Source organism: Enterobacter sp. SST3 (assembly GCF_000286655.1).
GTDB classification, from domain to species: domain Bacteria; phylum Pseudomonadota; class Gammaproteobacteria; order Enterobacterales; family Enterobacteriaceae; genus Enterobacter; species Enterobacter roggenkampii.
Window position 1 is genome coordinate 269,066 of record NZ_ALNS01000012.1, and the last position, 17,947, is coordinate 287,012.

The following is a 17,947-nucleotide window of genomic DNA, read 5'->3' on the forward strand; positions in this document are numbered from 1 at the left end:
AGCGAGTTTCTCCTGTCCTTTCAACCTCCTCCCTCGATTTCTTTCCTGAATGTTCATCAGCTGAACGAAGAGTGACCGTTAAAGCGTGCTGCTGCATTTTTTTAAGACAGAAATAAAAAAGGCAGCCATTCGGCTGCCTTAGTCTCCCCAGGTCACAGCTTAGTTGTTGCGGATGTATTCATCCATTTCAGTTTTCAGGTTATCGGATTTCGTACCGAAAATTGCCTGTACACCAGAACCTGCAACAACCACGCCCGCTGCGCCCAGTTTTTTCAGACCCGGCTGGTCTACTTTCGCGACGTCGGCAACGCTCACACGCAGACGAGTGATACACGCGTCCAGGTTAGTGATGTTCTCTTTACCGCCGAACGCGGCAACCAGTGCCGGAGCCATTTCGCTGGTCGCGCCCGCTTTGCTGTCTTCTGTCGCATCTTCACGGCCTGGGGTTTTCAGGTCCAGTGCTTTAATCAGCACGCGGAAGATGGTGTAGTAAACAACGGCATAGCACGCACCCACGATTGGGAACAGCCACAGTTTGCTGCTGTTACCGGACAGAACGATGAAGTCGATCAGACCGTGAGAGAAGGACGTACCGTCACGCATACCCAGCAGAATACAGATTGGGAACGCCAGGCCCGCCAGAATCGCGTGGATAACGTACAGGATCGGCGCAACGAACATGAAGGAGAACTCGATCGGCTCGGTGATACCGGTCAGGAACGAGGTCAGCGCTGCGGAGATCATGATACCGCCCACTTTTGCACGGTTCTCTGGCTTAGCAGAGTGCCAGATAGCAATCGCCGCTGCTGGCAGACCGTACATTTTGAACAGGAAGCCACCAGACAGTTTACCTGCAGTTGGGTCACCCGCCATGTAACGTGGGATATCGCCGTGGAATACCTGGCCTGCTGCGTTGGTGAATTCACCAATCTGCATCTGGAATGGAACGTTCCAGATGTGGTGCAGACCGAATGGCACCAGGCAACGCTCGATGAAGCCGTAGATACCAAACGCCACGACCGGGTTCTGGTAAGCAGCCCACTGAGAGAAGGTCTGGATAGCGGAGCCGATTGGTGGCCAGATGAAGGACAGGATCACGCCAGTGAAAATCGCTGCCAGACCAGAGATGATCGGAACGAAACGCTTGCCCGCGAAGAAGCCCAGGTACTCAGGCAGCTTGATGCGATAGAAGCGGTTGAACATGTACGCTGCAATCGCACCGGAAATGATACCGCCCAGAACACCGGTGTCCGCCAGGTGTTTCGCGGCGATCTCTTCTGCCGGTAAATGCAGAACCAGCGGCGCAACCACAGCCATGGTTTTCACCATGATGCCGTAAGCAACCACTGCAGCCAGCGCAGATACGCCGTCGTTATTGGTGAAGCCCAGAGCCACACCGATCGCGAAGATCAGTGGCATGTTAGCAAAGACAGAACCGCCTGCTTCGGCCATCACATGGGACACTACGGCTGGCAGCCAGCTGAAGTTAGCAGAACCGACACCCAGCAGGATACCTGCGATGGGCAGTACGGATACTGGCAGCATCAGCGATTTACCGACCTTTTGCAGGTTAGCAAATGCATTCTTAAACATAATTGAGAGTGCTCCTGAGTATTTGTGCTTTTTTTACGCTTTCACGCATTGGCCCGGGGGGAGTACCGTGCCGTGGACAGGACATCTAAGCGCCCTTTATTTATTACACAGAGTAAAATAATTCCCTCTGAGTTTGTTTGACGGCTATCACGTTTCAGCTTAAGGCGGTCGAAAAACTTTCAGTTATTTACAAAAAGCATGTCCGGATGTGTCTAAAAACACCCTCACCGCCCCAAATGAGGCGGTGAACTTTACTCGTTTTATTTATTAATTACGAGCCTAAAAAAAACAAGTGTATCAGACAGATTGCAGGCGGGCGGGGTCAATATGGAACAGCGTTGAGAAGTTTTCCGTGGTCACGCGGGCCAGCTCTTCGATGCTGACCCCCTTCAGTACGGCCATGTACTCAGCCACGTCTCGCGTCATCGCCGGTTGGTTCTCTTTACCGCGATGCGGTACCGGGGCCAGATACGGAGAGTCTGTCTCCACCAGAATGCGATCGAGCGGAACATAACGCGCGGCATCCCGGAGCTGCTCAGCGTTACGGAACGTCACGATCCCGGAAAACGAAATATAAAACCCTAAATCAAGCAGTTTACCCGCCGTTTCTCTGTCTTCTGTGAAACAGTGTAGTACGCCACCGCAATCCGTCACGTTTTCTTCCCGAAGGATCGCCAGGGTATCGGCACGCGCATCACGGGTATGCACAATGACCGGCTTGTTCAGTTCGCGGCCAATGCGGATATGATGGCGGAAGGACTCCTGCTGCCGCGGTTTCGTTTCCGGCGTGTAAAAATAGTCCAGGCCCGTCTCCCCCATCGCCACCACGCCCTCTTCTGCTGCCAGTCGGCGCAGTTCCTCAACGTCATACGCCTCGTCCTGATTCAGCGGATGCACGCCGCAGGAGAACACCACGTTGTCGCGAACGCCCACCAGCTCACGCATGGTGCGATAACCCGGCAGCGTCGTCGCCACCGCAAGGCAGAATTTCACATCGCGGGCAGCGGCTTTTTCCAGCACGTCATCCACGTTTTTATGCAGGGATTGATAATCCAGGCCATCAAGATGGCAGTGTGAGTCGACTAAAAACATAATGTCTCTCTCAGAGATGGGAAACTGGCGGTGTGACGCCGGGTTGCAGGTAATGTTCAATACGCAGTAACTGGTCGGTCAGTAAAAGCTCGCGATTAAGACCCGTCACGGTTAAAAGCTGTTCGCGGCTCTGGCAAACTTCATGAAGCATCGCATGAAGAATCGCGCCGGAGAGGCGGTTCGCCAGCGTACTCACCAGTGGCCACGCGTCAGGGTTAGTCAGCAGCGTTGCCCCTTGCTGAATTTTAAGGGCATCCAGCAGCAACGCGGCCAGCCAGTGCAGACGCTCAACGGCACTATCGCTGTTAAGTGTCGGGAGTAAGCTTAGCCAGTCGTTGTTATTCAGCGCCGCTTCAACGGCCCGGCAGAGCGCTTCTCGCTGTGACCAGACGTCAGGTTGCAGCAAGGCCAGCGCCGCCGCGGGCGCGCCGCTACTCAGGCGCAAGGCGGACAGCGCACTTTCAGGTGACGTTGTCACCTCTCGCTCCAGCCAGCTCAGCGCCCATGATTCCTGAGGCACCGCAAGGTGATGAAGACGGCAGCGGCTGCGCAACGTCGCCAGCAATCGTCCCGGATCGCGGCACGAGAGGAAAAACCACGTTTTTTCCGGCGGCTCTTCAAGAGTCTTAAGCAGGGCGTTAGCCGCCGCCTCGGTCAGCAGGGTGGCGTCTTTGAGCAAGACGACCTTAGCGCCACCCAGACGCGCATGTTCGTACAATTTTTCACTAACTTCACGCACGGCATCAATACCCAGCGCGCTCTTGCCCTTCTCAGGCTCAAGGGTGTAGTAGTCAGGATGTGTGCCCGCCTGCATCAGCTGGCAGCCGCGGCACTTACCACAGCTTTTGTGCCCTTCCGGCTGCTGGCACATCAGAAAACGGGTGAGGGCATAAATTAGCGCCTCATCCCCCATCCCTGGCAATGCCTGAATCAGTAACGCATGATGCCCCCGCCCCGCCTGATAGCTGCCGATCAGCTGCTCAAAGTGCGGACGCAACCATGGATACCACTTCATGCCTGCTGCTCCTGTACCCACTGCGTAACGGTCTGCTGGATGTTGTGCGTGACGTCATCCAGCGACTGCGTCGCATCGATGGTACGAATAGCGCTATCCTGTGCCGCCAGCTCAAGATAGCGCGCACGGGTGCGGTTAAAGAAATCAAAGGACTCTTGTTCAATGCGGTCCAGCTCGCCGCGCGCGCGGGCGCGTTTGAGGCCCACTTCCGGCGTAACATCCAGATAGAGCGTCAGGTCGGGGCGAAAATCACCCAGTACGGCATCGCGCAGCGTTGCCAGCATCGTCTGGTCAATACCGCGTCCCCCGCCCTGGTAGGCCTGAGTCGACAGATCGTGGCGATCGCCGATCACCCATTTACCCTCGGCCAACGCGGGTTTGATCACCGTCTCAACCAGCTGTACGCGCGCCGCGTAGAACATCAACACTTCGGCTTTGTCAGTGATAACTTCGTCGCCAACGGATTTAATATCCAGCACCAGGCTGCGCAGTTTCTCCGCAAGTTGCGTACCGCCCGGCTCGCGGGTGAAGACCATGTCGGCGACGCCAAGCGATTTCAGCGTGTCCACCACTACGTTGCGGGCAGTGGTTTTACCCGCCCCTTCGAGTCCCTCAATGACAATGTATTTACTGCGCATTTTTTTCCTTAAGTGCCTTCAGATAATCCTGAACGGAGCGATTGTGGCTGGCAAGGTTGGTGTTAAAGGTATGCCCCCCTTTTCCATCAGCCACAAAATAGAGATACGGTGTTTTCGCCGGGTGCGCGGCGGCTTTGAGAGAAGCCTCGCTCGGCGTGGCAATCGGGCCAGGCGGTAAACCGCTAATCACGTAGGTATTATACGCCGTTGGCGTTTCCAGATCTTTTCTGGAAATCTTGCCCGTATAGTTCTCTCCCATGCCGTATATGACGGTAGGGTCGGTTTGCAGGCGCATACCAATGCGCAGACGATTGATAAATACTGACGCCACCCGATCGCGTTCAGCAGCAACGGCGGTCTCTTTCTCGATAATCGAGGCCATGGTAACAAACTGATTTTGATCTTTATAAGGTAAACCATCCATTCGCCCTTCCCAGGCGGCATCCACGGCGGCGACCATTTTTTTGTGCGCCCGCTTCAGAATCGCCGCATCGGTCGTGCCTGCGGTGTACATCCAGGTATCCGGCCAGAACCAGCCTTCCACCCATTCAGGATGCTCAAACTTAAGCACGTCGGCCACCGTCTGATAGCTGTCATCTTTCAGGGTATGTTTGATATACGGCGCATCGCGCAGCTGTTTAAGGTAATCGCTCAGGCGCATCCCTTCGACAAAACGCAGCGGGAACTGGGCTTCTTTACCGCTTTCCAGCAGTTGCAGCATCTCTCTGACTGTCATGCCGGGCGTAAAGCGGTAGGTACCAGCCTTGAAGTGAGACAGGTCAGGCTCAATACGCAATAACCACTGGAACACACGAGGACGGTTAATGATTTTATCCCCGTAAAGCTGCTCGCCCAGCGCCATCCGCCCGGTACCGGCTTTCAGGGTAAAAATCGTCTCGTCTTTAATCAAGATTTTACTGTTCGCCAGCTGGCGGACTTTCCATACTCCCGCTCCGCCAGCAATGCCCAGCGCAATAATAAGGAGAAGGACAAAACGCAACATTTTCTTCATGACTATCTGGTTTGCTCACATATCGGGGCTAAAAACTGGAACAGCTCGCGCGAAGACCAGCGCTGTTGGTCATACGCACGGACGGCGATAACAGGCATCAACGCATTGCAGATAACGACTTCATCGGCGGTATGTAGCGCGTCTTCTCCTGCGCAAACTTCGACAATGCGAAAGTCTGAACGTGCGAGCTGCTGTAAACAAAACTGGCGCATGATGCCGTTAACGCCAGCCTGCGCCAGCGAAGGGGTGAAGACCTCACGGCCCTTCCGCCAGAGTAAATTAGCCGCACAGCATTCCGTAATGAACCCTTCGCTGTCAAGGACTAGCGCCTCATCGGCGTCCGTCTGTTCAAGATGAGTACGAATAAGCACCTGTTCAAGGCGGTTAAGATGTTTTAGTCCGGCAAGCATCGGGTTTCGCCCCAGCCGCACCGGGCTCAGCGTCAACGTCACGCCCTCTTCACGCCAGCGCGCATAGTGAGCAGGATAAGCTGAAACAGAGAGAATACGTGTTGGATGCTGACAGGCGGCACCGCTGTACCCCCGCCCACCGCTGCCTCGGCTAATGATAACCTTTAAGACACCGCTGGTTTTACCTGACGCCAGCTGACGCATCTCATGTTCTAGAATTTCCCACTGCGTAAAAGGGATCAGTAACGTCTGGCAGGCGTCTTGTAACCGGCGGAGGTGTGCATCAAGCAAGCACACGTCGCCTTCCAGAATACGCGCAGTCGTAAAGCAGCCATCACCAAACTGCGTCGCCCTGTCGCTTGCCGGCAGCGTGTCTTGCTCAAGGCCATTAATTAAAAACATGGTGGCTCCTTATGCGTGGGCGTTTAGTCTGGCAGGATGCCATGCAACCGACAAGAAGATTAGGCTTAATAAAAAAGGCCCGGCAAGCGGACCTTTTTTTATAGCTTTCGGGCCGTCAGGCTCAAACCTTTTTGAAGATCAGAGAACCATTCGTGCCGCCAAAGCCGAAGGAGTTACACAGGGTGTACTCCATACCGCTAACCTGGCGCGCTTCATGAGGAACGAAGTCCAGATCGCAACCTTCATCCGGGTTATCCAGGTTGATGGTTGGCGGAACAGCCTGATCGCGCAGCGCAAGGATAGAGTAGATGGACTCTACTGCACCCGCAGCACCCAGCAGGTGACCGGTCATAGATTTCGTGGAGCTAACCAGTACGCGGCTGGCAGACTCGCCGAAGATAGACTTCACAGCCTGCGCTTCAGCTTTGTCGCCTGCTGGCGTAGAGGTACCGTGAGCGTTAACGTAGCCAATCTGCGCTGGGGTAATACCCGCATCACGGATCGCGTTTTCCATCGCCAGCGCAGCACCCGCACCGTTCTCCGGAGGAGAGGTCATGTGATAAGCATCGCTGCTCATACCGAAGCCAACGACTTCAGCATAAATTTTCGCACCGCGTTTTTTCGCATGTTCGTACTCTTCCAGCACGAGCATACCTGCGCCGTCACCCAACACGAAACCATCGCGGTCTTTATCCCACGGACGGCTCGCCGCCTGAGGATTATCGTTACGGGTAGAAAGCGCACGCGCTGCACCAAAGCCACCGACACCCAATGGGGTACTGGCTTTTTCAGCACCGCCCGCAACCATAGCATCTGCATCGCCGTACGCAATGATACGCGCGGCCTGGCCGATGTTATGCACGCCAGACGTACACGCGGTAGCGATAGAAATGCTTGGCCCACGCAGGCCGAACATAATGGTCAGGTGACCTGCCACCATGTTAACAATCGTGGACGGAACGAAGAACGGGCTGATCTTACGCGGTCCGCCATTCATCAGCGATGTATGGTTTTCCTCGATCAGGCCAAGACCGCCAATCCCGGAGCCGATAGCAGCGCCGATACGGGTTGCGTTCTCTTCCGTAATCTCAAGGCCAGAATCCTGCATGGCCTGAACGCCAGCGACAATTCCATATTGAATGAAGGCATCCATCTTGCGCTGTTCTTTGCGCGAGATGATCTCTTCACAGTTAAAATCCTTTACTAAGCCAGCAAATTTCGTTGCATAGGCGCTAGTATCGAAATGGTCGATTAGGCTGATGCCGCTCTGACCGGCAAGGAGAGCTTTCCAGGTGGACTCTACGGTATTGCCGACAGGAGACAACATGCCAAGTCCGGTCACAACTACACGACGCTTAGACACGTTTGTCCTCCAGGGAGGGATAAAAAAAGAGATTCGTGGGACTAAAAAAGATAAAACTCAGGCGGTCGAATGACCGCCTGGAGATGTTCACTTACGCCTGGTGGCCGTTGATGTAATCAATGGCAGCCTGAACGGTGGTGATTTTCTCAGCTTCTTCGTCCGGAATCTCAGTATCAAACTCTTCTTCCAGAGCCATTACCAGCTCAACGGTGTCAAGAGAATCTGCGCCCAGGTCTTCAACGAAGGAAGCGGAGTTCACAACTTCTTCCTGCTTAACGCCCAGCTGTTCGCCGATAATTTTCTTAACGCGTTCTTCGATAGTGCTCATACTCTTAAATTTCCTATCAAAACTCGCTTTCGCGATGGTTTTCGTAGTGTATAAAATGTTGAAAAATTTGCAACTAAATCCCGGCAGGTCTTACCACGATTTTACGTTATTTTGAGGCCATTTGCCCTAATAACGCAAATATTTTCGATCGTGATTAAACCATGTACATCCCGCCGTTGACGTGGAGGGTCTCACCAGTGATGTAACCCGCTTCGTCAGAGGCTAAAAATGCAACCGCACTGGCGATTTCTTTAGGGTCGCCAAGACGACCCGCCGGAACTGCCGCCAGTGTACCCGCACGCTGCTCATCGGTCAGCGCACGCGTCATGTCCGTTTCAATAAAGCCCGGAGCAACAACGTTTACAGTAATCCCGCGGGACGCGACTTCACGCGCCAGCGATTTACTGAAACCGATCAGACCTGCTTTCGCCGCAGCGTAGTTAGCCTGACCAGCATTTCCCATGGTACCAACCACAGAACCAACAGTGATAATACGACCATGACGCTTTTTCATCATAGCGCGCATTACCGCTTTTGACAGACGGAATACAGATGACAGGTTGGTTTCGATAATATCGTTCCACTCGTCATCTTTCATTCGCATCAGAAGGTTGTCGCGAGTGATCCCGGCATTATTGACCAGAATATCCACTTCACCAAACTCTGCGCGAATATTTTCCAGAACAGATTCGATAGATGCTGGTTCGGTCACATTCAGTACCAGACCTTTACCGTTCGCACCCAGATACTCGCTGATGGCCTGCGCGCCATTCTCGCTGGTTGCTGTACCAATCACCTTCGCGCCGCGCGCAACCAGTGTTTCAGCAATTGCACGCCCAATACCGCGGCTTGCGCCAGTCACCAGGGCGATTTTTCCTTCAAAACTCATGGTATTCCTCTTTTATTGCGAGAGTGCCGCTGACATCGCTTCCGGCTCGTTAATCGCCGAGGCTGTCAGGGTGTCAACAATACGTTTCGTCAGACCGGTGAGGACTTTCCCTGGGCCAACTTCATACAGATGCTCAACGCCCTGAGCGGCCATAAACTCAACGGTTTTGGTCCACTGTACCGGGCTGTAGAGCTGGCGAACCAGTGCGTCGCGGATAGCTTCCGGCGCGGTTTCGCATTTCACATCGACGTTGTTCACAACGGCAATCGTCGGTGCGTTAAACGTAATTTTTTCCAGCTCAACCGCCAGTTTCTCGGCGGCTGGCTTCATTAACGCACAGTGGGACGGCACGCTGACCGGCAGCGGCAGCGCGCGTTTCGCGCCAGCAGCTTTACAGGCAGCACCAGCACGCTCAACCGCTTCTTTATGACCAGCGATAACCACCTGGCCCGGCGAGTTGAAGTTAACCGGTGAAACCACCTGCCCTTCAGCAGATTCTTCACACGCTTTTGCAATCGCAGCATCATCCAGACCGATGATAGCAGACATGCCACCTGTGCCTTCTGGCACCGCTTCCTGCATGAATTTACCGCGCAGTTCCACCAGACGTACGGCGTCAGCAAACGCGATCACACCGGCACAGACCAGCGCTGAGTATTCACCCAGACTATGGCCCGCGAGCAGCGCTGGCGCTTTACCGCCCTGCTGCTGCCAGACACGCCACAGCGCAACGGACGCTGTCAGCAGCGCTGGCTGTGTCTGCCAGGTTTTGTTCAGTTCTTCGGCCGGGCCCTGCTGGGTCAGCGCCCATAAATCATAACCCAGTGCATCAGAAGCTTCACGGAAAGTCTCTTCAATGACCGGATAGTGTGCTGCCATTTCAGACAACATCCCAACGGTTTGAGAGCCCTGCCCCGGGAACACAAAAGCAAATTGCGTCATTTTTTATTCCTTATCCTAGAAACGAACCAGCGCGGAACCCCAGGTGAACCCGCCACCGAAGGCTTCAAGCAAGACCAGCTGGCCCCGTTTGATTCGCCCGTCGCGTACCGCTTCATCAAATGCGCACGGTACTGACGCCGCAGAGGTGTTGCCGTGACGATCCAGCGTCACCACAACGTTATCCATCGACATGCCCAGCTTTTTCGCGGTCGCGCTGATGATACGCAGGTTCGCCTGATGCGGCACCAGCCAGTCGAGCGCGGAGCGCTCAAGGTTATTCGCTTCCAGCGTTTCATCAACAATGTGCGCAAGCTCAGTCACCGCCACCTTGAACACCTCGTTCCCTGCCATGGTCAGGTAAATCGAGTTGTCCGGATTAACGCGATCGGCGTTAGGCAGGGTCAAAAGCTCACCGTAGCTGCCATCAGCATGCAGATGCGTAGAGATGATACCCGGCTCTTCGGACTGCCCCAGCAGCACCGCGCCCGCACCATCACCAAAAATAATGATCGTTCCGCGATCGGTTGGATCGCAGGTACGCGCCAGCACGTCAGCACCGATCACCAGCGCATATTTGACGGCTCCGGACTTCACGTACTGATCGGCAACGCTCAGCGCATAGGTAAAACCTGCGCACGCAGCGGCAACGTCAAACGCCGGGCAACCTTTAATGCCGAGCATATTCTGCACCTGGCATGCCGCGCTTGGGAAAGCATGTGTAGCAGACGTCGTGGCCACCACGATCAAACCGATCTGTTCTTTATCAATGCCCGCCATCTCGATAGCACGCTGTGCGGCTTCGTAACCCATGGTGGACACGGTTTCGTCTGGCGCGGCGATACGACGTTCACGGATACCTGTGCGCGTGACAATCCACTCGTCAGACGTATCTACCATTTTTTCCAGATCGGCGTTGGTACGCACTTGTTTTGGCAGGTAGCTGCCGGTACCTAAAATCTTCGTATACATGTACGCTCAGTCACTTTTAGCTAATACAGATTCCAGGCGAGCGGCAATCCGCTGAGGGACTTGTCGCTGCACCGCCTGCACTGCCTGTTCAATGGCGACAGAAAATGCTCGCTGATTGGCGGCGCCATGACTCTTAATCACGATGCCGCGCAATCCTAACAGACAGGCGCCATTATACTGGTCGGGGTTGAGGTGACTGAATCGCCGCGTCAGGCTCTTTTGTAACCAACGCTTCAATAAAATCAGCCACCAGGCGCTTTTTTTGCCCTCTCCCTGTGATTTCAGCAGAGAAAGAAACATCCGCACGACCCCTTCCATGGTCTTCAACGTTACGTTTCCGGTGAAGCCATCGCAGACCAGAACATCCGTTTTACCCGTCAACAACTCATTGGCTTCGAGATAACCAATATAGTTGATGGAGGGAACCTGTTTGAGCAATTCAGCTGCTTCGCGAATGCTGTCCAGGCCTTTGGTCTCTTCTTCACCAATGTTCAGTAACGCAACACGGGGAGTGTTGATCCCGACCACTTCTTCTGCCAGCACCGATCCCATTACGGCAAACTGAGCCAGCATTGTACTATCACAATCGACGTTCGCGCCCAAATCAAGCACCACCGTCTTGCCCTTCTGCTGATGCGGCAACACCGTCACCAGCGCCGGGCGCTCAATACCGTCAATCGGTTTGAGCAACAATTTCGCCAGCCCCATCAGCGCGCCGGTATTACCCGCGCTGACGCAAGCCTGGGCTCGTCCTTCTTTCACCAGCTCCAGCGCTATCCGCATCGAGCTGCCGCGGCTATTGCGAATCGCCTGCGAGGGTCGGGCATCACTGGCAATAACTGACTGCGCAGGAATAATCTGCAGACGTGAACGTTGTTCAAAGTCAGCTTTTGCAAGTAATGGCGTGATTGCGTCGGGATTGCCGACTAAAAGAAGAGTGAGTTGCGAATTAGAATTCAGTGCCTGCAATGCTGCAGGCACTGTCACGGAAGGGCCAAAATCTCCCCCCATGACATCTAACGCCAGGGTTAGACGTGTCAAGGTATCGTCGCAGCCTGGTTCGGTAAGTTCCCCGTTTGCACGGGGAGCTCCTCACTAAGCCTAATCACGCTGACGCGTGATTACTTAGTGATAACCTTGCGGCCGCGGTAGAAACCGTCAGCGGTGATGTGGTGACGCAGGTGTTTCTCACCAGAAGTCTTGTCTACAGACAGGCTGGTAACTGCAGTCAGCGCGTCATGGGAACGACGCATGCCACGTTTGGAACGGGTTGGTTTATTCTGTTGTACGGCCATGGACCTTACTCCTCAATTACTTACGCTTTAAGCTGGCTAATACGGCAAATGGGTTTGGTTTTTGCGCTTCATCAGGCAGTTCCCCAAAGACCATGTCCGCCTCGGACACTTCACAGTGTTCAGAATCATGCACCGGAACGACTGGCAAGGAGAGGATGATTTCATCTTCAACCAGAGCCAGAAGATCGATTTCACCGAATTCGTTAACCTCAATCGGCTCATACGCTTCCGGGAGTGCTTCAGCCTGTTCGTCAGAACGAACCGGACTGAAACAATACGTTGTGTGAACATGCTGTACAAACGGTTTCCCGCAACGCTGACACTCGAGCGTTACCGTCACCTTTGCATCACCGGTTAACACGGCGAGGCGCTGGTTGTCGATAGCGAACGACATGGAGCATTCTACATCACTGTCCACACTGACTACGGATTCGGCAATACGCTTAGCCTGATCGGAAGTATAGATACCTTCGTAATCGAGGCGTTTTTGAGCCGTACGTACCGGATCAAGAGTCAGGGGTAATTTTACCTTTTGCATAGGGCGCGCATATTAACTTTGTAACGTCATAGAGTCAAAGAAAAAGGCAACCAGAGCTGCCTTTTGCCAATTATTCGCACACATTGCGGCCTGTAGTTTAAAATGGCTGGCATCGATACGCTATATCTGGTGATAAAAATATGCCAAATCTCGTCCTTGCTTCCACGTCTCCCTACCGCCGAATGCTGCTGGAAAAGCTCGGGATCCCGTTTGAATGCGCTGCACCAGACGTGGATGAGACGCCACAGCCGGGCGAGTCACCGCGCCATCTGGTGACGCGTCTTGCTAAGGAGAAGGCGCAGTCGCTGGCCGCACGCTATCCTTCGCATTTGATTATAGGCTCCGATCAGGTTTGCGTGCTGGACGGCGAAATCACCGGCAAGCCGCATACAGAGGAAAATGCCTGCCAGCAGCTTCTGCGCGCGCGCGGTACTATCGTGACCTTCTATACGGGCCTCGCCCTCTATAACGCCGCGTCAGGCCATCTGCAAACGGAGTGCGAGCCGTTCGACGTACACTTCCGCCATCTCAGCGAGCAAGAGATTATGGATTATGTGCGTCGTGAGCGTCCGCTGAACTGCGCGGGGAGCTTTAAAAGTGAGGGGCTGGGGATTGCGCTGTTCGACAAGCTGGACGGTCGGGATCCGAACACCCTGGTGGGGTTACCGCTGATTGCCTTGTGTCAGATGTTACGGCGAGAAGAGTGTAATCCGCTGACGATGTGACCTTCGCCGGGTGGCGCTGCGCTTACCCGGCCTACAAAACCGTAGGCCCGTGCAAGCGCAGCGCCGCCGGGCAAAATCAGCCGCGCAGAACCTTCAGGCAGCGTTTCAACTGCTCATCCAGCGGCGCTTCAATACGGATGACTTCACCGGTATTTGGGTGGGTAAATTTCAGCGCTGCCGCATGCAGGAACAGACGCGATAGCCCCGTCCCCGTCAGCTGCTTATCAAACTCGCGGTCGCCATAGCGGTCATCAAACGCGATGGGGTGCCCTGCAAACTGCGTATGTACGCGGATCTGGTGGGTACGACCGGTCACCGGACTGCAGCGCACCAGCGTGGCAAACTCATAGCGCTCTTCAACCTTAAACCGCGTCTCAGAGGGTTTCCCTTCCTGGCTGACGCGGACAATACGCTCGCCGCTTTGCAGAATGTTCTTCAGCAGCGGCGCCTGCACCACTTTTACATGGGACTGCCACTGGCCGCGAACCAGCGCCAGGTAGTCTTTCTGCATCCCTTTTTCACGCAGCTGTTCATGCAGGGAACGCAGCGCAGAACGTTTTTTCGCTACCAGCAGTACGCCTGAAGTGTCACGGTCAAGACGGTGCACCAGCTCAAGGAAGCGCGCTTCCGGGCGCAGGGCGCGGAGCCCTTCAATCACGCCGAAGCTCAGGCCGCTACCGCCATGGACTGCCGTTCCTGACGGTTTATTCAGCACCAGAATGTGGTCATCTTCGTAAAGGATGACATCGCTCAGGGCCGCCACTTTCTGTAGCTTCGGTGAAACGGCCTCTTCTTCACGCTCTGCCACGCGCACCGGCGGAATACGCACTTCATCGCCCGCCTCGAGTTTGTACTCGGGCTTCACGCGTTTTTTGTTCACCCGCACTTCGCCCTTACGCAGGATGCGGTAAATCATGCTCTTTGGCACCCCTTTCAACTGGGTGCGCAAGAAGTTATCGATACGTTGCCCCGCTTCATCTTCGGCGATGGCAACCATTTTTACGGCTGGAGTCTCTGTTTTCATGGTTGGCGATTCTAAATATCGTCTGCCATTAGCGCCACTCATTTTTCTATGCTTATATTTACTTTTATCCGGCCTGCGCCCCGTTTCACGCAATCGATTTGGTGGTTATTAAACCAATCACCACCTTGAGGTGAAGAAACTGTGAGTAACCGGGTGATAATTGGTAAAAGTCATCTTGCTATAACCCGGCGAGCAGTGGAATAATGAGGTCGTTTTCCGCGTTAAATCCGGGTTTTGTAAGGATGTCGACGGAATGACCAATTTTGTCTGACCGATCATCCACGCAGCAATGGCGTAAGACGTATTGATCTTTCAGGCAGTTAGCGGGCTGCGGGTTGCAGTACTTCCCGGTATAAGGATTGTTCTCTGGAGAGTTCTACCCAGGCAATTCCCCTGATAATTGCGCTGTGTTTCCGTATGAAACACAGGCAACCGACACTCTGCGCCTCTTAAGCGAGCGACAACCGTGAGGTTGGCGACGTGAACAGACACGAGGCCATCGGTTCATACCCCGGAAAGCGTCACCTTGCCCGCAGCTTTGTCGTCAATGTAAGAATAACGAGTAAGTTACGATGAAAAGAATGTTAATCAACGCAACTCAGCAAGAAGAGTTGCGTGTCGCCCTTGTGGATGGGCAGCGCCTGTACGATCTGGATATCGAAAGTCCTGGACACGAACAGAAAAAAGCGAACATTTACAAAGGCAAAATCACCCGCATTGAACCAAGCCTTGAAGCTGCATTTGTCGATTACGGTGCTGAGCGTCATGGTTTCCTCCCTCTGAAAGAAATCGCCCGCGAATATTTCCCTGCAAACTACAACGCACATGGCCGCCCAAACATCAAAGATGTTCTGCGTGAAGGTCAGGAAGTTATCGTTCAGATTGATAAAGAAGAGCGTGGCAACAAAGGTGCCGCACTGACAACCTTTATCAGCCTGGCGGGGAGCTATCTGGTGCTGATGCCAAACAACCCGCGTGCGGGTGGTATCTCTCGCCGTATCGAAGGTGATGACCGTACCGAGCTGAAAGAAGCGCTGGCAAGCCTTGAACTGCCTGACGGCATGGGGCTTATCGTGCGTACCGCAGGCGTCGGGAAATCCGCCGAAGCGCTGCAGTGGGACCTGAGCTTCCGTCTGAAGCACTGGGAAGCCATCCAGAAAGCAGCGGAAAGCCGCCCTGCTCCGTTCCTGATCCACCAGGAAAGCAACGTGATCGTGCGTGCCTTCCGTGACTACCTGCGTCAGGACATCGGTGAGATTCTGATCGATAACCCGAAAGTGCTTGAGCTGGCGCGCCAGCACATCGCCGCGCTGGGCCGTCCGGATTTCACCAGCAAAATTAAGCTCTACACCGGTGAAATCCCGCTGTTCAGCCACTATCAGATCGAATCCCAGATTGAGTCCGCCTTCCAGCGTGAAGTGCGTCTGCCATCCGGCGGTTCTATCGTTATCGATACCACTGAAGCGCTGACCGCTATCGACATCAACTCCGCGCGTGCAACCCGCGGCGGCGACATCGAAGAGACAGCCTTCAACACCAACCTTGAAGCCGCTGATGAAATCGCCCGCCAGCTCCGCCTGCGCGACCTGGGTGGTCTGATTGTTATCGACTTCATCGACATGACCCCTGTACGTCACCAGCGTGCGGTAGAAAACCGTCTGCGCGAAGCGGTGCGTCAGGATCGTGCGCGTATTCAGATTAGCCATATCTCACGCTTTGGCCTGCTGGAGATGTCCCGTCAGCGTCTGAGCCCATCGCTGGGTGAGTCCAGCCATCACGTCTGCCCACGCTGCTCCGGCACCGGCACCGTGCGTGATAACGAGTCGCTGTCCCTCTCTATCCTGCGTCTGATTGAAGAAGAAGCGCTGAAAGAGAATACCAAAGAGGTTCACGCGATTGTGCCTGTGCCAATTGCGTCCTACCTGTTGAACGAAAAACGTGCTGCGGTCAGTGCCATTGAAGCGCGTCAGGGCGGCGTTCGCTGCATCATCGTGCCAAACGATCAGATGGAAACCCCGCACTACCACGTGCTGCGTGTCCGTAAAGGTGAAGAGACGTCAACGCTCAGCTACCTGCTGCCGAAGCTGCACGAAGAAGAGATGGCCCTGCCATCTGATGACGAGCCAGCAGAGCGTAAGCTGCCAGAGCAGCCTGCGTTAGCGACCTTCATCATGCCAGAAGCCCCACCGGAAGCCGCCCTGGAAAAACCAGCGGCCAAACCTGCGGCGCAGAAACCAGAAGCGACGGCAGCGAAAGCACAGCCAGCGCAGCCGGGTCTGCTGAGCCGCTTCTTCGGCGCGCTGAAGAAGATGTTTGCCGGCGAGGAAGTTCAGCCAGAGCAGCCGAAAGAAGAGCCAAAAGCGGCCAAGCCTGAACGTCAGCAGGACCGCCGTAAGCGTCAGAACAACCGCCGCGACCGTAATGACCGTAGCGATCGTAATGAGCGCAACGAGCGTCGTGACAACCGCTCTGACAATAACGAAGGCCGTGAGCAACGCGAAGACAACCGTCGCAACCGTCGCGAGAAACAGCAGCAGAATGTTGAAGATCGTGAAATTCGCCAGCAGGCGGGCGATGAGTCTGAGAAGAGCAAACAGCGTGACGACCAGCAGCCGCGCCGTGAACGCAACCGTCGTCGTAACGACGAGAAGCGTCAGGCACAGCAGGAAGTCAAAAACCTGAACCGCGAAGAGCCTGTTGAGCAGCAGGACGGCGAGCAGGAAGAACGTACTCAGGTCATGCCGCGCCGTAAGCAGCGCCAGCTTGCTCAGAAAGTCCGCTTCGCCTCTGAAGCAACCGGAGAGACAGCAAACGTTGCGGTTGAAACTCGCGAGAGCGCAACCGGTACGCAGCTGGCAAAAGTTGACCTGCCAGCGGTCGTTGATAACAACATTGAGCAGGATGAAAACGGTGAAAACCGTGATAACGCCGGTATGCCGCGCCGTTCACGTCGTTCCCCACGTCATCTGCGCGTCAGCGGTCAGCGCCGTCGTCGCTATCGTGACGAGCGGTACCCGACTCAGTCTCCAATGCCGCTGACCGTTGCCTGTGCTTCACCAGAAATGGCTTCCGGCAAAGTCTGGATCCGCTACCCTGTTGCTCGCCCGGAGCAGGTTGTTGAAGAACAGCCGGTAACGGAAGAGGTCATTGCACCTGTAGCAGCGGTAGAAGAGGTCGTGACTGAAACGGCAACCGTGGTTGAACCTCAGGTTGTTGAAACTGAAGCACCTCAGGCCGCGGACGTCGAAACCACGCATCCGGAAGTGATTGCCGCGCCGGTTGATGCCGCACCGCAGCTTATTGCTGAAGAAGATGTCGTGGTGGCTGAGGAAATCGCTGAAGAGGCTGAACCTGTAGCCGCGGTAGAAGAAGCCGCTGAAACCCTCGTCGAAACCACCGCTGAAGAGGTCGTTCAGGACGTTGAGATTCAGGTTGAACCGGTTGTTGAAGAGCCGAAAGCGCCAGAAGTGAAGCCTGAGCCGGTTGTTTCTGCGCCAGCCGCTGCCCACGTAGCGACAGCACCAATGACCCGCGCCCCGGCGCCGGATTACGTGCCTGAAGCGCCGCGTCACAGCGACTGGGTTCGCCCGGCCTTCAGCTTCGAAGGTAAAGGCGCAGCCGGTGGTCACAGTGCAACGCATCAGGCGACTGCACCGGCAACGCGTCCACAGTCTGTCGAATAACGACAAACGACACTGAAGTAAAAAGCCGA

Annotated in this window: 17 protein-coding genes; 2 read left to right on the forward strand and 15 right to left on the reverse strand. The window is 54.9% G+C overall.

What is annotated here, in order from left to right; genetic code table 11:
- Positions 1-159: 159 nt before the first annotated feature.
- The 14 genes from ptsG to yceD all read right to left on the reverse strand — a co-directional run bounded on the left by ptsG (position 160) and on the right by yceD (position 12,486).
- A complete protein-coding gene (ptsG, locus tag B498_RS13950; protein ID WP_008500788.1) occupies positions 160-1,593 on the reverse strand; it encodes a PTS glucose transporter subunit IIBC in 1,434 nt (477 codons plus the stop codon).
- 297 nt (positions 1,594-1,890) lie between these two features.
- The gene (locus B498_RS13945; protein ID WP_008500789.1) at positions 1,891-2,685 is read right to left on the reverse strand and encodes a metal-dependent hydrolase; all 795 of its coding nucleotides are present in this window, start codon (positions 2,683-2,685) and stop codon (positions 1,891-1,893) included.
- Positions 2,686-2,695: 10 nt separating this feature from the next.
- Positions 2,696-3,700, reverse strand: coding sequence for a DNA polymerase III subunit delta' (gene holB, locus B498_RS13940; RefSeq protein WP_008500790.1), 1,005 nt, complete (start codon positions 3,698-3,700; stop codon positions 2,696-2,698).
- Positions 3,697-4,338, reverse strand: coding sequence for a dTMP kinase (gene tmk / locus B498_RS13935; protein WP_008500791.1), 642 nt, complete (start codon positions 4,336-4,338; stop codon positions 3,697-3,699). Before tmk ends, holB begins: the two co-directional genes overlap by 4 nt.
- Positions 4,328-5,350, reverse strand: a complete 1,023-nt coding sequence (yceG, locus tag B498_RS13930; protein WP_008500792.1) for a cell division protein YceG — start codon at positions 5,348-5,350, stop codon at positions 4,328-4,330. Before yceG ends, tmk begins: the two co-directional genes overlap by 11 nt.
- A gap of 2 nt (positions 5,351-5,352) precedes the next feature.
- Positions 5,353-6,162: an aminodeoxychorismate lyase gene (gene pabC / locus B498_RS13925; protein ID WP_008500793.1), complete on the reverse strand. Its 810-nt coding sequence runs from the start codon at positions 6,160-6,162 to the stop codon at positions 5,353-5,355.
- A 121-nt stretch (positions 6,163-6,283) separates the two neighbouring features.
- Positions 6,284-7,525 (reverse strand): beta-ketoacyl-ACP synthase II, encoded by a 1,242-nt coding sequence (gene fabF / locus B498_RS13920; RefSeq protein WP_008500794.1) that lies wholly within the window; start codon positions 7,523-7,525, stop codon positions 6,284-6,286.
- A gap of 91 nt (positions 7,526-7,616) precedes the next feature.
- Positions 7,617-7,853 carry an acyl carrier protein gene (gene acpP / locus B498_RS13915; RefSeq protein WP_003857954.1) on the reverse strand — a complete coding sequence of 79 codons (237 nt, stop codon included), beginning with the start codon at positions 7,851-7,853 and terminating at the stop codon, positions 7,617-7,619.
- A gap of 154 nt (positions 7,854-8,007) precedes the next feature.
- Positions 8,008-8,742: a 3-oxoacyl-ACP reductase FabG gene (gene fabG / locus B498_RS13910; RefSeq protein ID WP_008500795.1), complete on the reverse strand. Its 735-nt coding sequence runs from the start codon at positions 8,740-8,742 to the stop codon at positions 8,008-8,010.
- Between the two features lie 12 nt (positions 8,743-8,754).
- Positions 8,755-9,684, reverse strand: coding sequence for an ACP S-malonyltransferase (fabD, locus tag B498_RS13905; RefSeq protein WP_008500796.1), 930 nt, complete (start codon positions 9,682-9,684; stop codon positions 8,755-8,757).
- 15 nt (positions 9,685-9,699) lie between these two features.
- Positions 9,700-10,653, reverse strand: coding sequence for a beta-ketoacyl-ACP synthase III (locus tag B498_RS13900; protein ID WP_008500797.1), 954 nt, complete (start codon positions 10,651-10,653; stop codon positions 9,700-9,702).
- Between the two features lie 6 nt (positions 10,654-10,659).
- The gene (gene plsX / locus B498_RS13895) at positions 10,660-11,694 is read right to left on the reverse strand and encodes a phosphate acyltransferase PlsX (protein ID WP_021240758.1); all 1,035 of its coding nucleotides are present in this window, start codon (positions 11,692-11,694) and stop codon (positions 10,660-10,662) included.
- 80 nt (positions 11,695-11,774) lie between these two features.
- On the reverse strand, positions 11,775-11,948 hold the full coding sequence (gene rpmF, locus B498_RS13890) for a 50S ribosomal protein L32 (RefSeq protein WP_003857964.1): 174 nt from the start codon (positions 11,946-11,948) through the stop codon (positions 11,775-11,777).
- Positions 11,949-11,964: 16 nt separating this feature from the next.
- Positions 11,965-12,486 carry a 23S rRNA accumulation protein YceD gene (yceD, locus tag B498_RS13885; RefSeq protein WP_008500799.1) on the reverse strand — a complete coding sequence of 174 codons (522 nt, stop codon included), beginning with the start codon at positions 12,484-12,486 and terminating at the stop codon, positions 11,965-11,967.
- Positions 12,487-12,626: 140 nt separating this feature from the next.
- On the opposite strand from yceD, the gene B498_RS13880 reads away from it, so the two are divergent.
- Positions 12,627-13,211 (forward strand): Maf family protein, encoded by a 585-nt coding sequence (locus tag B498_RS13880; RefSeq protein ID WP_032622831.1) that lies wholly within the window; start codon positions 12,627-12,629, stop codon positions 13,209-13,211.
- 76 nt (positions 13,212-13,287) lie between these two features.
- Here the strand turns inward: B498_RS13880 and rluC are convergent, their stop codons facing one another.
- Positions 13,288-14,235, reverse strand: a complete 948-nt coding sequence (gene rluC, locus B498_RS13875; protein ID WP_074166955.1) for a 23S rRNA pseudouridine(955/2504/2580) synthase RluC — start codon at positions 14,233-14,235, stop codon at positions 13,288-13,290.
- A gap of 572 nt (positions 14,236-14,807) precedes the next feature.
- Here rluC and rne point away from each other — a divergent pair.
- Positions 14,808-17,918, forward strand: coding sequence for a ribonuclease E (gene rne, locus B498_RS13870; protein ID WP_008500802.1), 3,111 nt, complete (start codon positions 14,808-14,810; stop codon positions 17,916-17,918).
- Positions 17,919-17,947 lie beyond the last annotated feature (29 nt).

What these genes read in the sequence shown, in the direction of transcription:
- acpP (WP_003857954.1), bottom strand. Translation starts at nt 7,853, where the DNA reads ATGAGCACTATCGAAGAACGCGTTAAGAAAATTATCGGCGAACAGCTG.
- yceG (WP_008500792.1), bottom strand. Translation starts at nt 5,350, where the DNA reads ATGAAGAAAATGTTGCGTTTTGTCCTTCTCCTTATTATTGCGCTGGGC.
- holB (WP_008500790.1), bottom strand. Translation starts at nt 3,700, where the DNA reads ATGAAGTGGTATCCATGGTTGCGTCCGCACTTTGAGCAGCTGATCGGC.
- pabC (WP_008500793.1), bottom strand. Translation starts at nt 6,162, where the DNA reads ATGTTTTTAATTAATGGCCTTGAGCAAGACACGCTGCCGGCAAGCGAC.
- tmk (WP_008500791.1), bottom strand. Translation starts at nt 4,338, where the DNA reads ATGCGCAGTAAATACATTGTCATTGAGGGACTCGAAGGGGCGGGTAAA.
- fabG (WP_008500795.1), bottom strand. Translation starts at nt 8,742, where the DNA reads ATGAGTTTTGAAGGAAAAATCGCCCTGGTGACTGGCGCAAGCCGCGGT.
- fabD (WP_008500796.1), bottom strand. Translation starts at nt 9,684, where the DNA reads ATGACGCAATTTGCTTTTGTGTTCCCGGGGCAGGGCTCTCAAACCGTT.
- B498_RS13945 (WP_008500789.1), bottom strand. Translation starts at nt 2,685, where the DNA reads ATGTTTTTAGTCGACTCACACTGCCATCTTGATGGCCTGGATTATCAA.
- B498_RS13880 (WP_032622831.1), top strand. Translation starts at nt 12,627, where the DNA reads ATGCCAAATCTCGTCCTTGCTTCCACGTCTCCCTACCGCCGAATGCTG.
- ptsG (WP_008500788.1), bottom strand. Translation starts at nt 1,593, where the DNA reads ATGTTTAAGAATGCATTTGCTAACCTGCAAAAGGTCGGTAAATCGCTG.
- B498_RS13900 (WP_008500797.1), bottom strand. Translation starts at nt 10,653, where the DNA reads ATGTATACGAAGATTTTAGGTACCGGCAGCTACCTGCCAAAACAAGTG.
- rpmF (WP_003857964.1), bottom strand. Translation starts at nt 11,948, where the DNA reads ATGGCCGTACAACAGAATAAACCAACCCGTTCCAAACGTGGCATGCGT.
- rne (WP_008500802.1), top strand. Translation starts at nt 14,808, where the DNA reads ATGAAAAGAATGTTAATCAACGCAACTCAGCAAGAAGAGTTGCGTGTC.
- yceD (WP_008500799.1), bottom strand. Translation starts at nt 12,486, where the DNA reads ATGCAAAAGGTAAAATTACCCCTGACTCTTGATCCGGTACGTACGGCT.
- rluC (WP_074166955.1), bottom strand. Translation starts at nt 14,235, where the DNA reads ATGAAAACAGAGACTCCAGCCGTAAAAATGGTTGCCATCGCCGAAGAT.